Source organism: Catenovulum sp. 2E275 (genome assembly GCF_025515275.1).
In the GTDB taxonomy this organism is placed as follows: domain Bacteria; phylum Pseudomonadota; class Gammaproteobacteria; order Enterobacterales; family Alteromonadaceae; genus Catenovulum.
In genome coordinates this window covers 97,704-111,701 of the sequence record NZ_JAOPFU010000005.1, presented here as the reverse complement: position 1 = coordinate 111,701, position 13,998 = coordinate 97,704, and the positions used below count along the sequence as shown (strand labels likewise).

The 13,998-nt window shown below is 38.1% G+C and carries 12 protein-coding genes, 1 tRNA gene and 1 riboswitch; of the genes, 12 read left to right on the top strand and 1 reads right to left on the bottom strand.

Going from position 1 to position 13,998, the window contains the following annotated elements:
• Positions 1–10 precede the first annotated feature (10 nt).
• Together N7931_RS05095 and N7931_RS05090 are read left to right on the top strand one after the other, a co-directional pair.
• A complete protein-coding gene (locus N7931_RS05095; protein ID WP_262792407.1) occupies positions 11–625 on the top strand; it encodes a hypothetical protein in 615 nt (204 codons plus the stop codon).
• 404 nt (positions 626–1,029) lie between these two features.
• Complete coding sequence (locus N7931_RS05090) at positions 1,030–1,473, top strand: hypothetical protein (protein WP_262792406.1); 444 nt, start codon at positions 1,030–1,032, stop codon at positions 1,471–1,473.
• Positions 1,474–1,504: 31 nt separating this feature from the next.
• On the opposite strand, the gene N7931_RS05085 is transcribed toward N7931_RS05090, so the two are convergent.
• Positions 1,505–3,154: a response regulator gene (locus tag N7931_RS05085; protein ID WP_262792405.1), complete on the bottom strand. Its 1,650-nt coding sequence runs from the start codon at positions 3,152–3,154 to the stop codon at positions 1,505–1,507.
• Positions 3,155–3,425: 271 nt separating this feature from the next.
• Positions 3,426–3,525, top strand: a riboswitch (TPP riboswitch).
• Between the two features lie 260 nt (positions 3,526–3,785).
• Between N7931_RS05085 and thiC the strand changes: the two genes are divergently transcribed.
• The 10 genes from thiC to N7931_RS05035 all read left to right on the top strand — a co-directional run bounded on the left by thiC (position 3,786) and on the right by N7931_RS05035 (position 13,971).
• Positions 3,786–5,705 (top strand): phosphomethylpyrimidine synthase ThiC, encoded by a 1,920-nt coding sequence (thiC, locus tag N7931_RS05080; RefSeq protein ID WP_262792404.1) that lies wholly within the window; start codon positions 3,786–3,788, stop codon positions 5,703–5,705.
• Between the two features lie 139 nt (positions 5,706–5,844).
• Positions 5,845–6,933: an FAD-dependent oxidoreductase gene (locus tag N7931_RS05075; RefSeq protein WP_262792402.1), complete on the top strand. Its 1,089-nt coding sequence runs from the start codon at positions 5,845–5,847 to the stop codon at positions 6,931–6,933.
• Between the two features lie 15 nt (positions 6,934–6,948).
• Positions 6,949–7,146: a sulfur carrier protein ThiS gene (thiS, locus tag N7931_RS05070; protein ID WP_262792401.1), complete on the top strand. Its 198-nt coding sequence runs from the start codon at positions 6,949–6,951 to the stop codon at positions 7,144–7,146.
• A gap of 1 nt (position 7,147) precedes the next feature.
• Positions 7,148–7,945, top strand: coding sequence for a thiazole synthase (locus N7931_RS05065; RefSeq protein ID WP_262792399.1), 798 nt, complete (start codon positions 7,148–7,150; stop codon positions 7,943–7,945).
• A gap of 68 nt (positions 7,946–8,013) precedes the next feature.
• On the top strand, positions 8,014–9,564 hold the full coding sequence (gene thiE / locus N7931_RS05060; protein WP_262792397.1) for a thiamine phosphate synthase: 1,551 nt from the start codon (positions 8,014–8,016) through the stop codon (positions 9,562–9,564).
• A 75-nt stretch (positions 9,565–9,639) separates the two neighbouring features.
• Positions 9,640–10,395, top strand: a complete 756-nt coding sequence (locus N7931_RS05055; protein ID WP_262792395.1) for a HesA/MoeB/ThiF family protein — start codon at positions 9,640–9,642, stop codon at positions 10,393–10,395.
• Between the two features lie 120 nt (positions 10,396–10,515).
• Positions 10,516–10,592: transfer RNA gene (locus tag N7931_RS05050), tRNA-Trp, on the top strand.
• 30 nt (positions 10,593–10,622) lie between these two features.
• Positions 10,623–11,429, top strand: a complete 807-nt coding sequence (locus tag N7931_RS05045) for a hypothetical protein (RefSeq protein WP_262792394.1) — start codon at positions 10,623–10,625, stop codon at positions 11,427–11,429.
• A gap of 16 nt (positions 11,430–11,445) precedes the next feature.
• Positions 11,446–11,895, top strand: coding sequence for a ribosomal protein S18-alanine N-acetyltransferase (gene rimI, locus N7931_RS05040; RefSeq protein ID WP_262792392.1), 450 nt, complete (start codon positions 11,446–11,448; stop codon positions 11,893–11,895).
• A gap of 102 nt (positions 11,896–11,997) precedes the next feature.
• Positions 11,998–13,971 (top strand): CASTOR/POLLUX-related putative ion channel, encoded by a 1,974-nt coding sequence (locus tag N7931_RS05035; protein ID WP_262792390.1) that lies wholly within the window; start codon positions 11,998–12,000, stop codon positions 13,969–13,971.
• Positions 13,972–13,998 lie beyond the last annotated feature (27 nt).

Here is a 13,998-nt window from a genome sequence, read left to right as displayed (position 1 = left end):
TAAAGATGTTATGAAAAAAAGTATCCTCACTGTTTTAGTTTGTATTTTATCGCTATCGGGTTGTGCAACTCCGCCACCTCAGCGTCCTGATAATTTGTGTGAAATCTTTTTTGAACACAGAGATTGGTATGATGATGCGAAAGATGCAGAAGAAAGATGGGGAACGCCGATTCATGTTTCTATGGCAATTATGTATCAGGAAAGCTCATTTAAACATGATGCAGCGCCGCCAATGGAATATTTTTTATGGATTATTCCAATTGGCCGTGCCAGCTCCGCGTATGGTTATTCGCAAGCTAAAACGCCTACTTGGGATGATTATATGCGTGAAACCGACAGTTATGGCGCTGACAGAGATGACTTTGATGATGCTATCGACTTTATGGCATGGTTTATTTATAAAACCAATAAAGTGAATAAGATCTCTAAGTGGGATGCTTACAATCAATACTTAAATTACCATGAAGGTTGGGGCGGTTTTCGTAAAAAAACCTACAATAAAAAAGCATGGCTAAAAAAAGTAGCGGCTAAAGTACAGCGCCGAGCCGAAATTTACGGTGCTCAGCTAAAAGGTTGTGAAGAAGAATTGAGCCATGGGTGGTTGTGGCGATTATTTTTTGGTTAAGCTTGTAATTTTAATTTTGGCTATTTTTAAAGCTTGTTTTAGCTGGCTAATTTGAGTTAAAACAAGCGGTTTATTTTAAATGACTTTTACTCACTTATAATACTCTAACGGATATACCTCTAAAATTTAAATTTTTATATTCTATTTTGTTATACATATATTCCTCAATTTTCTTCTTAATTTAAACTATTCATGTTTTAAGCGTATCTATTTACTTATGAATTTTTAGTTACGTTCTTTCTGCTTTAAAGTGGCTGTTGGTCATTTAAAGCGTTTGGTTTATAAGCCCTTATGTAGCTTATTTTTTATTCTATACTTGAGTGAACTTAGCCTTATAAGGTTGGGTGATGAGCAATAAATAACCTCAAATTTTAATGGTATGTTTTGAGGGATCCGGGGGAATTATGTTTAAAGCTCAAGCTATGTGTGAAAAACATTTGATGATTAAAACATTAAACGGACATTTTTTATCTGTTCTGAGAGGGCAGATAGGGCTTACCAAAAACTTTAGTAACGAAGATGTTCTTTGGCAGTTTAAGCCGACTAAAGAGATAGGTCGATTTTATATTGAGCATGTGAAAAGTGGAGAGCGTTTGGTTGATGAGGTTAATGGCGGCTATGACAGTTGGAGTGTAGAAGAAGAATATACTGGGTGTTTTGCATTTATAAGCCAAGGTGGTCTATATCGTCATTTTGATTACTTGTTAGAGCATAACGCAGATAAATCCATAGCAGAAATAGGACTTAATTATTTAAAAAATAAATCTAATCGCAAACCCCGTCAACTCAATAATGCCTCATCCCCCAAAAAACTGGCAGAGTATTACTATTGGTTAATTGAATCGTAATAGTTTGTAGATGTTTGAGTTAAATTTTCCGTTAAGCTGTATGTTGATTTTTTTGGCTATCATACAACTCACTTCGTGCTATTAGGCTTTCATAACGAGTTTGTTGCTGATTATCAAGGCTTTGCTCGGTAATCACCTGGATTGATTTCCAATACAAAGTTTCCTGGTAATCAGATAATTCATTTTTATGTTTTTGTTCAACTAATGCCTGTAATAAGTTAAGCGCAATCCGCACATTTTTCGGCATTAATTTTAGTGAATCGCCAAAAGCTTGCATTGCGGGTTCAATTTGTTTTTGATTATACAGTTGTACCGCAATATTATTAAGTTGTCTTGGTGAAAACGGAATATCTCGTTTTTCCTGCTTCTCTTGAGCAATAAATCTGTTCAAAATTTTTTCACCGACTTCATCAGATTCAAAGGTGTAAGGTATATCTTCTAACAGTCCAACAGCTTTATCCTGAAAACCCAGCTCATGAAACGCTTTAGCTCGGTCTAAATAATCTTCAAAATTATTCGCTTCGTATTGATCAAATTTCAGAGATTCAATAAGTTGCTTGGCTTTATCTTGTTCGTCTTTAATATAATGCAGGCGTGCTTGGACAATAGCTATTTTGTTTTTTGATTCGGCTGATGGATTAAATTCGCGGCGCAAAGTATTGAGGTATTTTTCCGTTTGTCTGGCAATAGAGACTGATTCTTGCTCTGTTAGTGTTAAAGCATAATCTATACTAGCCCGCGCGACAGTTAGGTATAAATCTTCATTATCGTGTAATGAATGTTTTGCGACCCGTAACATGGTTTTTGCGGCTTCATATTGCCCACCATGGTCATGTAGCATTCTAGCTAAATTAATCACACATTGGTGTCGCTTGATATTACGCGGAGATAGTGCTTTAGCGTCTTTAAATTGCTGGTAAGCTAAATCAAATTCATCATGATTAATGTAATATTGAGCTAATAAATCGAGTGCTGCTAAACGAGTTTCAGGCTTCTTGACTAATTTATCTAAGATTGCTTTGCCTGCATCTTCTTTATTTAAACCTAAATAAGCTTTGGCTAAACCTATCATTGCCCAAGTAAATTTTTGCACATTTATAATGTCAAAATAAAATCTTGCGGCAGTACTATAATCTTTTTGTAATAATAAAATATCGCCTTTAAGGCGCATTATTAAAGGGTATAAACTTGCTTGTTTTGGATTAGCTAGCATGTCATCTAGTTGTTTTAGTGCGTTATTTAAATCTTTATTTTCAAGTGCTTGATAAACTTTTTTAAGTTTTTGTTTGCGTTTTAAAACTTTAACTAGTCGTTCACTTAACTCTCTTGCAGTGAAAGGTTTTGCTAGAAAATCATCAGGCTGTAGTTCAATAACACTGTTAACTAAAGCTGCGTCTGTTTCTGCACTGGTAAAAATAAAAGTGGTATCTAAACGAACCGCGCCTTTATTTTTTAGTTCTTCAAATAAGTGATACCCATCTCTGTCACGGCTGAGGTTAAATGAACAAATAATTAAATCAAAACTACGTTCTTCAGTTAAACGTAGGGCATGTTTAGCACTTTCAGCAATTTGAATTATTTCAAAGCCAATTTTTTCAAGCGATTGTTTTAAGAATGCCTGAGCAAGAGCTTGATCATCAATTATCAGTACTTTTGAATATTTTACAAAATCTTGAATCATATAACAGGCTATGAGGTTGGTTGCATTTCGACTTATTCTTAGATTTGATTATTGATTTAAATTTCCTGAATTACAAGTCCGGCTAAGCTTTGGGGGGATTTTAGTTAGCATAAAAATGGAATATGAAACGTCAATAAATTTTAGATAACTTGTTTTTTAAGATATAGGTGGTTTAACTTTTTATGTTTAATATTCAATGGGTTATTGTTTTTAATAAGATGATCAATAAAATTTAGTTTTAAAATTTTTTCTAATCAGTATAATCAGCTTTGAAAACTTGTCGGAGTGCCTGTAAGGCTGAGATCGCGTAAGTGGGATCCGTCGAACCTGATCTGGTTAACACCAGCGTAGGGAACAAGAGTAAACGTCTTTTTATACTCTCCACTATAGATCCATTCGATAATCTTCAATTTTGTGTTATTTACGCAGTGTATTGTTATGCCTGTTGCAAATTGAATTTTATAGTTTGGTTTATACATTTAACTTTATTTAAGCAAAACCGTGCTGTTTTAAAGTTAAATGGTTGATAATTAATGATTATCAACTTGGGTATAGCATTTTTATATCTTGTCCAGATTTGCATTCCGTCTTTACTTTAGTGAAATTTTAACCACAGAGATAAAGGCATTTTATGGCTATTAGCAACAGAAGAGAAAACCGGGCTGCCGCTCAGGAATTTATTAATAATTTAACCGGTCAACCTTACCCAAATTCAGAAAAAGTTTACATAGAAGGGTCAGACCCAAGCATTAAAGTTGGGATGCGTGAAATTAGTTTAGCTGACACATTTGTTGGCGGAACCAAAGAAAACCCTGAGTATGAAAAAAACGAATCAATCCGTGTATACGATACATCCGGCCCTTATACCGACCCTAATATTTCAATTGATGTGCACAAAGGCTTACCTAAATTACGCGAAAGCTGGATTGAGCAGCGTGGCGATACCGAATCTTTAGATTCGGTGACTTCACGCTTTAGCCAGAAAAGATTAGCGGATGAAGGTTTAGATCATATTCGGTTTGAACATTTGCCTAAAATTCGCCGGGCAAAAGCGGGTAAAAATGTGACGCAAATGCATTATGCCCGTCAGGGAATTATTACCCCTGAGATGGAATATATTGCGATCCGTGAAAATATGCAGCGTGCTCAAGCCGAGATATTAACTCAGCAGCATAAAGGGCAAGCGTGGGGCGCTAAAATTCCGCAACAAATCACCGCTGAATTTGTCCGTCAGGAAGTAGCCGAAGGTCGTGCGATTATTCCTAATAATATTAATCACCCTGAATCAGAGCCAATGATTATTGGCCGTAACTTTTTAGTTAAAGTAAACGCAAATATTGGTAACTCTGCGGTGACTTCATCTATTGAAGAAGAAGTTGAAAAACTGGTTTGGTCAACACGTTGGGGCGGTGATACCGTGATGGATTTATCGACCGGACGTTATATTCATGAAACCCGTGAGTGGATTATTCGTAATTCGCCAGTGCCAATCGGGACTGTGCCAATTTATCAGGCGCTTGAAAAAGTAAATGGCGTGGCAGAAGATTTAACTTGGGAAATTTTCCGCGATACGTTAATTGAACAAGCCGAGCAAGGGGTCGATTATTTTACCATTCATGCCGGGGTGCTATTACGTTATGTGCCACTTACAGCTAAACGCTTAACCGGTATTGTTTCGCGCGGTGGTTCAATTATGGCGAAATGGTGTTTAGCACATCATAAAGAAAACTTTTTATATACTCACTTTGAAGATATTTGTGAGATTTTAAAACAGTATGATGTTGCGTTTTCTTTAGGTGATGGTTTACGCCCAGGCTCAATTGCCGATGCAAATGACGAAGCTCAATTTAGCGAATTACGAACTTTGGGTGAGCTGACTAAAATTGCTTGGAAGCACGATGTTCAAGTTATGATTGAAGGACCGGGGCATGTACCTATGCACATGATCCACGAAAATATGACCGAGCAGTTAAAACATTGTGATGAAGCGCCATTTTATACTTTAGGCCCATTAACTACAGATATTGCGCCGGGATATGATCATATCACTTCAGGGATTGGGGCGGCTCAAATTGGTTGGTATGGTTGTGCAATGCTTTGTTATGTAACACCAAAAGAGCATTTAGGTTTACCGAATAAAGAAGACGTAAAAGAAGGTTTAATTACCTACAAAATTGCAGCACATGCAGCTGATTTAGCCAAAGGACATCCGGGTGCGCAAATTCGCGACAATGCACTGTCTAAAGCGCGTTTTGAATTCAGGTGGCATGATCAGTTTAATCTTGGTTTAGATCCACAGCGTGCCCGTGAATATCATGATGAAACCTTGCCACAAGAATCTGGCAAGGTTGCTCATTTTTGCTCTATGTGCGGTCCTAAATTCTGCTCAATGAAAATCACTCAAGAAGTTCGTGATTATGCGGCTGATTTAGAAGCGAAAAAAATAGAAATAGGTGCACTTGAACCGCAATTAAATCCTGACCAAGGCATGGCAGAAAAATCAGCTGAGTTCAGAGAAAAAGGTTCTGAGATTTATCATCAGGCTAAATAACCTGATCAACTCAAGCTAAATAGCTTAAATCAGCCAACTGCTGATTTAAGTTAAACTAAACCGTTTATCATTTTTGTATTGAGTGGTAGGCGGTTTGCTTCTGTCTTGAATTTCCTCGGATATTATTGTGGTAGCCTAAATGAAAATAGCGGTTGTGGGGGCAGGTCTAGTTGGTCGGTTATTAGCCGTTCAGTTAGCCAAACATTATCAAATTACCTTGTATGATAAAGATTTTAACTCGGCGCAATATAGCGCCGGTAAAATCGCTGCGGCTATGTTAGCGCCGGTGGCTGAATCTGTAGTCGCCAGCCCTTTAGTGGTTGGGTTGGGTGAATTGTCGGTTCAACTTTGGCCAAAGTTGCTTAGCCAACTGAATCAAACCGTCTTTTACCAGCAAGCGGGTAGCTTAATTTTGGCTCATGCTCAGGATAAAGGTGATTTAGCCAGTTTTTATCAAAGGCTCAAATTAAAGTCTGGTATTCAGGCCGTTAACCGGCAACAAATTGCAGAATTAGAACCCGAAATTGGGGGTAAATTTCATCAAGGGTTGTGGCTTGAAAATGAAGCTCAATTGGATAACCGTGCTTTATATCTTGCCTTATTTGCAGAGTTGATTCAGGCAAAAGTGAATTTAGTCGCAACCGATGATGCAAACATTGAGTCGGATTGGGTATTGGCAAATGGTGATAAAACGCGTTTTGACTGGATATTTGACTGCCGTGGTTTAGGTGCTTTACCGGATTTAACTCAATTACGGGGTGTTCGCGGTGAGGTTATTCGGGTATATGCGCCTGAGGTGAACTTAAACCGGCCGGTACGGTTATTACATCCAAGATATCCAATTTATATTGTGCCTAAGCCAAATCATGAGTATGTGATTGGTGCAACTGAAATTGAATCTCAAAGTGATCACCCGATGACTGTGCGCTCAGCGCTGGAGTTATTATCCGCCGCTTATAGTGTTCATTCCGGATTTGCTGAAGCTCAAATTACTCAGCTCGATGTGGGGCTGCGGCCAACGTTACCGGATAACGAACCAGCGATTGTGCAAGATAATCGCTGTATTCGGATTAATGGCTTGTATCGGCATGGTTATTTATTAGCGCCCGCAGTAATAGCGCATGCGCTTAATTTATTTAACCGTGTGAGTGAACAAGAAAATACTTATTTTTATCAGTATAGTGAATTATCAGACAACCATTTTAATTTGCTTTATCGTCAGGTTTAAAGGTGTTTTTTATAAATGAAAATTACAGTTAACGGACAAGCTATAGAATTAACACAAGCTCAGCCGTTGTTAAAAGTAGTTGAAGATTTTGGTGCGCTTGCGCCTTTTGCTTTAGCTGTTAATGGCCAGTTTGTGCCAAAAAGCCAGCATCAAGCATTTGTGTTAAACGAGGGTGATATGATTGATATTTTATCACCAGTGCAAGGGGGATAAAATGCAAAATCAGGCAGATAAATGGAACGTTTATGGGACAGAATTATCCAGTCGTTTATTAATTGGTAGTGCGCTTTATCCGTCCCCAGCGATTATGCAAGAATCTATTCGTCAGTCAGATGCTGAAATCGTTACTGTTTCTCTTCGTCGTCAATCGCCAGAGCAGGCCGGTGGGCAGGCATTTTGGCAACAAATTCAGTCGCTGGGCAAAAAGATTTTACCCAATACTGCAGGCTGTCATTCGATTAGTGAAGCGGTCACTTTGGCGCAAATGTCACGTGAAATTTTTGAAACCGACTGGATTAAATTGGAATTAGTGGGTGATGAATATAATTTGCAACCCGACCCGATTGATTTGGTTAAAGCAACCGAAATTTTATTAAATGACGGTTTTAAAGTATTGCCTTATTGCACCGATGATTTAGTCATTTGCCGCCATTTAGTTGAGTTAGGTTGTGAAGTGTTAATGCCTTGGGGTTCACCGATTGGCACAGGTAAAGGCCTGTTAAATCCGTATGCGTTATCGGCAATTCGTCATCGTTTTCCAAATATCAGCTTAGTGGTGGATGCTGGAATTGGCTTACCTTCTCATGCGACTCAGGCGCTAGAATTGGGTTATGATGCCGTATTATTAAACTCGGCGATTGCTCAGGCGCAAGATCCGGTTTTAATGGCGCGAGCATTTAAAGCTGCGATAGAGGCAGGTAGACAGGGGTACCTTGCCGGAAGAATGCCGGAAAAAGATACAGCAAACCCGAGTACACCAACATTAGGCATGCCATTTTGGCATCAGCTGTAAGCTAAACGTTATATCGTTTAAAATTGCGAATAAGCATTAATAATAAATAAACAAAATTAGAGAATTTCATGCTCGAAGAAAATAAACGCGCAATAGTTTGGACGATTGCTGGATCTGACTGTAGCGGTGGTGCTGGTATTCAGGCCGATTTAAAAACCATGCACAATTTAGACTGCGAGGTTTGCACTGTTATTACCGCTAATACCGCACAAAATAGTTTAGGTGTGGATGAAATTAATGCGGTCAATGAAGACGTTTTGTGGTCCCAATTAAAAGCGTTGCATCAGGATAAACCGGCCAAAGTGATTAAAATTGGTTTGCTCGCTAATAAACGACAAGTCGATTTAATTGCTGACTGGATCATGCGTTGCCAGCGGGATTGGCCACAACCACCTATAGTAGTTTACGATCCCGTTGCGATTGCCAGTGCGGGTGGCGATTTAGTTGAAGAAGATATTTTACCAATCATTAAACAAAAGTTATTTCCGCTGGTGGATGTATTAACCCCAAATGCAGACGAAGCGCAAAGATTATCCGGCGTTTATATTATTAATTGGCAAAGTATGTTAGATGTAAGTGCTAGCTTACAACAAATGGGGATTGGTGCTGTTGTTGTCAAAGGTGGTCACATTGATATCGACGGCCGTTATTGTGTTGATTTAGCCGATAATGGGGTTAATCAATACTGGCTAGCGTCAGACAAAATAGAAACGGAACATAGTCATGGCAGCGGTTGTACTTTTGCTTCCGCTGTGGCCGCTTGTTTAGCTCAAGGATATTTATTACGCGATGCGGTGACAGTGGCTAAAGCTTATATTAACCAAGGCTTAACTCGCTCGGCTGAATTCGATGGCATTTATGGCCCAATTTGGCAGGGGCCATGGCCGTTGAAGTTACAACAATATCCAAAAATTATTCAGCCAAATTCGCCTTTAGCAAATGAATTAGACTGGCAAATTGATGGTTTTGAGCAAACCAGTTGGGCTGATGATTTTGCATCTTGCGATACTCAACATTTAGGTTTGTATCCGGTTGTTGGCTCGGTTGAGTGGATTGAGTTTTTATTAAAACAAGGCATCAAAACACTGCAGCTAAGAATCAAAAATAAATCTTGTGATGAAGTGGAAGCAGATATTGTTAGCGCGATTGAACTGGGCAAACAGTATCAGGCTAGATTATTTATTAATGATTATTGGCAATTAGCTGTTAAACATGGCGCTTATGGCGTGCATTTGGGGCAAGAAGATGTACAAAGTGCTGATTTAAATTTAATTAAACAAGCCGGTTTAAGGTTAGGTATTAGCACTCATGGTGAATATGAATTTTTAGCTGCGATGCAGCTTAAACCGAGTTATATTGCGGTTGGTGCGATTTACCCGACTAAAACAAAAGATATGAGCGGACAAATACAGGGCATAAAACGGCTTAATCATTATTTACGTTTAAATGCTCAAAATACTCAGCCGTTTCCTATGGTGGCTATTGGTGGTATTAATTTAGAGCGGGCAGAAAAAGTATGGCAAACTGGAGTAGGCTCAGTGGCTGTAGTAACCGCTATTACAGAAGCTGATGAACCCGAAAAAGCAATTGCGCAATTATCTCGTAATTTCGCAATGTAAGTTAGTTAAGTTAAGTTAAATTAAGTTAAATTAAATCTCAAATCTGTTTATATATTAATAAAATAAGGTGATTTAATGCAGTTAAGTTCGCAAGAGCAGTTGAGGTACAGTCGTCATTTATTGTTGGATAAAATTGGCGAAGCTGGTCAGTTAAAACTTAAAAAATCGCATGTTGTTATTGTTGGATGCGGCGGTTTAGGTTGTCCGGCTGCTTTGTATTTGGCTGCAAGCGGAGTAGGTGAATTAACTTTAATTGATGCAGATAATATTGAGCTTTCTAATTTACAAAGGCAAATTTTATATAAAACCAATCACTTAAAGCGCAGTAAAGTACAAACTGCGGCGAATCAGTTACAAGCGTTGAACCCTGAAATTAAACTGAATACGATTGAAAACACTGTCGAAAATGCCGACTTTTCGGCTTTGATTAACACGGCTGATATCGTCTTAGATTGTACTGATAATGCCGCTAGCCGTTATTTTATTAACCGGGCTTGCTGGCAACAGCAAGTTGCGCTGGTATCTGGTGCAGCCATAAGGGGTGAGGGTCAGCTTATGGTCTTTAATTTTAGTGAACAAAGTTCACCTTGTTATCAGTGTGTTTATCCGGATTTAAGTGAAGAGAATTTAAATTGCTCAAATGCGGGTGTTGTTTCACCGGTTTTAGGTATTATCGGCAGTATGCAAGCTTTAGAAGCGATTAAATTGTTAGTGGACAAGAAAAGCAGTCAACAAAATAAATTATTATGTTTTGATGCATGGCAAATGAGTTTTCATCAATTTAATTTAATCGCTGATGAACATTGCAAAATTTGTGGTAAAAATGAATGATTGAGTTATTTTTGACTGAAAAATGGTCTATTTGCGGGTAAAATAAGCAAACAGTAAAAAGGAGTGAAATATTTGCTTTACACAGATAAAAGCCTCTGTATAATCCGGTCTCAATTCGCTAGGGGTGTAGTTCCAATTGGTAGAACAGCGGTCTCCAAAACCGATGGTTACGGGTTCGAGTCCTGTCACCCCTGCCATTTCTCTTCTTATTTTACAAGAAATCTGAAATGACCCAATCTCTCAGTTTATATCAGCAAGCCATTCTGGCTGAACTTAATATTCCGGTTTTTCAGCATAAATCAAATTCGGTAACGTCTGTATTGTCGTGCGAGCAAGTTTCTGAATATGTGCCTGAATCTTTAGCGCCAAATTCAAACTCAGCTAATTTAACGGATGCTAATTTTACTAAGAGTGATCAAAACTCATCCTCTGAAAATATTGCAGCAGAAAATAATCAATCAGCAAGTGTTAGCAGTGCGGAATCTGTTAGCGTAAAAAGCCCTGATTTAATTGAGCAAGATACAAATTCTGTCATGCATGCTGCCACTCAAGCTGAACCGTCCGAATTAAATCAGTCAAACCATAATCAAGACTTTCATGTTACATCAGATACTTTGTCTGATGAGCAACCTGTGGTTAAGGCCGAAACTCAGCAGCAGCCAAATAAAACCAATGTTCAGTTAACGGACGAGCAAAAATCTCAGCTTGAACGCGATAAAACCATTGCCGATAAAACCCGAATGATTAATCAGCTTGCAGCGATTTTACCTAGCCAATCTAGTGTTGATGAATCAGCCGAAACTGAACAAAATAATGCATCAGTTGAATTAAATATCACAGCTTTGGATAGTCAAGATTTAGCCGCTTTGCAAACTTGGGCTTTAAATAATAGTTGGTCATTTGAGCAAAATGAGCAGTTAATAAGTGCGACACATCCAAATTTAGCTGAAAATAAGTCTTTTAATTTAGCGACAGCGACTGACAAAAAAGCTTTCTGGTTGTTTGTATTATCTTTACTTGATAAAACGTCTTAAAGCCTCTCAAAAATTAATGACTTTTTCGATTAGACCTTTTACCCAAGATGATATTGAGCCAGCATTGGCAATTGAGTTAGAGTCTCAGCCCGATCCTTGGAGTGCAGCCGTTTTTCAATCTTGCTTAAATCAACGTTATATCAACTTAGCATTAGTTAACGAGCAAAATCAGCTGATTGGCTTTTTAATCAGTGATAATGTTGTTGGTGAAATCAGCTTAATGAATATATGTATTGCTACTCAGTATCGCCGGCAGGGATTAGCAAAGTTATTATTAAATGCTTTAATTGAACAAGCTAATTTAATTAAAGCAGCAGTGATTTGGCTTGAGGTTAGGCAATCTAATTTAGCGGCTCAAAATTTATATTTTCAACTTGGTTTTAATCAAATCGCAATCCGTCAAAAGTATTATTCATCACCTATTGGCTCTGAACATGCTTTGGTGATGAGCCTTAATTTGTTCTAGTATTATTAAATCACAGAGCTAAAGCGCAAAATAAGCTTTAATTGCTTGTTAAATATAAAAATTACGTGTATATCCAGTCTAAATTTATTTTTGGGAAAAGCTATGTCACTAAAATTTACCCATTTACAGCCAATTGATAGATTAAAATATTTTGTTGAGCGCCAATTAGTAAAAGGCGCGGGTTATCAACTATTTGTGATTGTAGCTTGTATTGCTTTTATATCGCTGGCGGGTGGTTTGTTAATTTCACCGATTAATTTTGATGGCCGAGCCTTATCGGAAGACGTGTGGTGGGCTTTTTTACGCTTAACTGACCCTGGATATTTAGGTGATGATGAAGGTGCATGGCGACGAATTGTTTCTACTGTATTAACCATTTGTGGTTATGTTTTATTTATGGGTACTTTGGTTGCCATTATGACCCGCTGGTTAATTGCTTTTATGGAAAAACTGGAGCAGGGGTTAACGCCGGTGAGTGTTAAAAACCATGTGGTTGTACTGGGCGAAACCAGCCGGACTGTACCGATTATTCATGAATTATTGGGTAATGAAGATAACCGAAATTATTTTAAAAAATTAAATCACGATAAAGACTTATCCATTATTTTATTGGCCGAAACGGTTAATGCGATTATTCATCAGCAATTATTAGCTGAGCTGAATATGCCGTTAAAGTTAAGCAAACGTTTGGTATTAAGATCCGGCAAAGCGCTTCAGTTAGAAGCATTGCACAGAGCGGCTTGCACCAGAGCTTCGGCTATTATTTTACCCAGCCAATATCAAAGATCTGATTCACCAATAACCTCAGATGTTGAAACAATTAAATCTTTATTGTCATTAGATGTATTAGCTGACAGTACAGGTTTAAAACCCAGAGTGGTTGTTGAATTAGATGATGCCCGCCATGCTAAATTGGCTCGAAAGTCTTATCAAGGCGGATTAAGTACCATAGCAACGGATGAAACCATTAGCCGTTTAATTGCGCAGTGCGCAGTCGTACCGAGTTTACTCAAAGTGTACAGTTATTTGATGACCTCAGCAGATGGTGCTCAATTTTATTTTAAAACGGCAGAGCCGTTTTCTGGCATGTCAATAATGCATGTAAAACAACTGCACCAGCAAGCTATTTTGGTTGGTTATATTAATATGCAATCTAATGTATTTGAGCTTTCGGTTGGTGAATCTGCATTTCATAAACTATCCGGCAGCGATATTCTGGTGTTTATTAGTAAAAACTTTCAGCAAATAGAGCAGGTTACAGAGTTAAGTAAATTAACCGAAAATAAATTAGTTAAACCTGTCGCCCATAAAGCGCCAACAGTTAAATCTGCACCTAAGCGAATGCTGTTATTAGGTTGGAATAGACGTGTTCCGGCCATTATTGCTGAGCTGGATAGTTATATAGATGAGAGTTTTGATGTTACTTTGGTATCTAGCTTAGCAAAAGAGCGTAGGCAAACCGAAATTGAAAAATTGGGCGCTTTAAGCAGCCGAACTATAGTGAGTTACCAAGAAGCTGATTATATGGTTGAGAGCGAAGTGAAAGCGCTTACACCTGAAGATTATGACATAGTTATGTTGTTATACAGTGATAGATTAGACTCGGCTGAAGAAGCTGACGCTAGAGTATTGGTAGGATCTATGGTGCTGGATGAAGTATTATCCAATGCCCAAAAACAACCTCATGTTTTAATTGAATTAAGTGACCCGTCTAACGAAAGCTTTTTAGATGATTCAGACTGGGACACTTTTATTACGCCATTAATTATGAGTCACATGCTGTCACAAGTTGCGTTAATGCCTCAAAGCCAAATTTTATTTGATAGTTTAATGAAGGCCGGTGGTATTCAAATTAGGTTACATCCACTTAGCTATTACACAGATAAAGAAATGCTAAAACTTGAACAGCTTACTGCATTAGCTGAACAGCAGGGAGAATTGGTGATTGGGGTGATTAGAGAAGAAAATGGAGCTGATCAGGTCAAACTTAATTTGGATAAATCAGCCCGTTTTTCACGTTTAGCCGGCGATCAGGTTGTGGTTATCGGCAATGAAATTAATAGCCGTAAAACTTAACTTGTCATTTCTTATTATCTTGCGGGT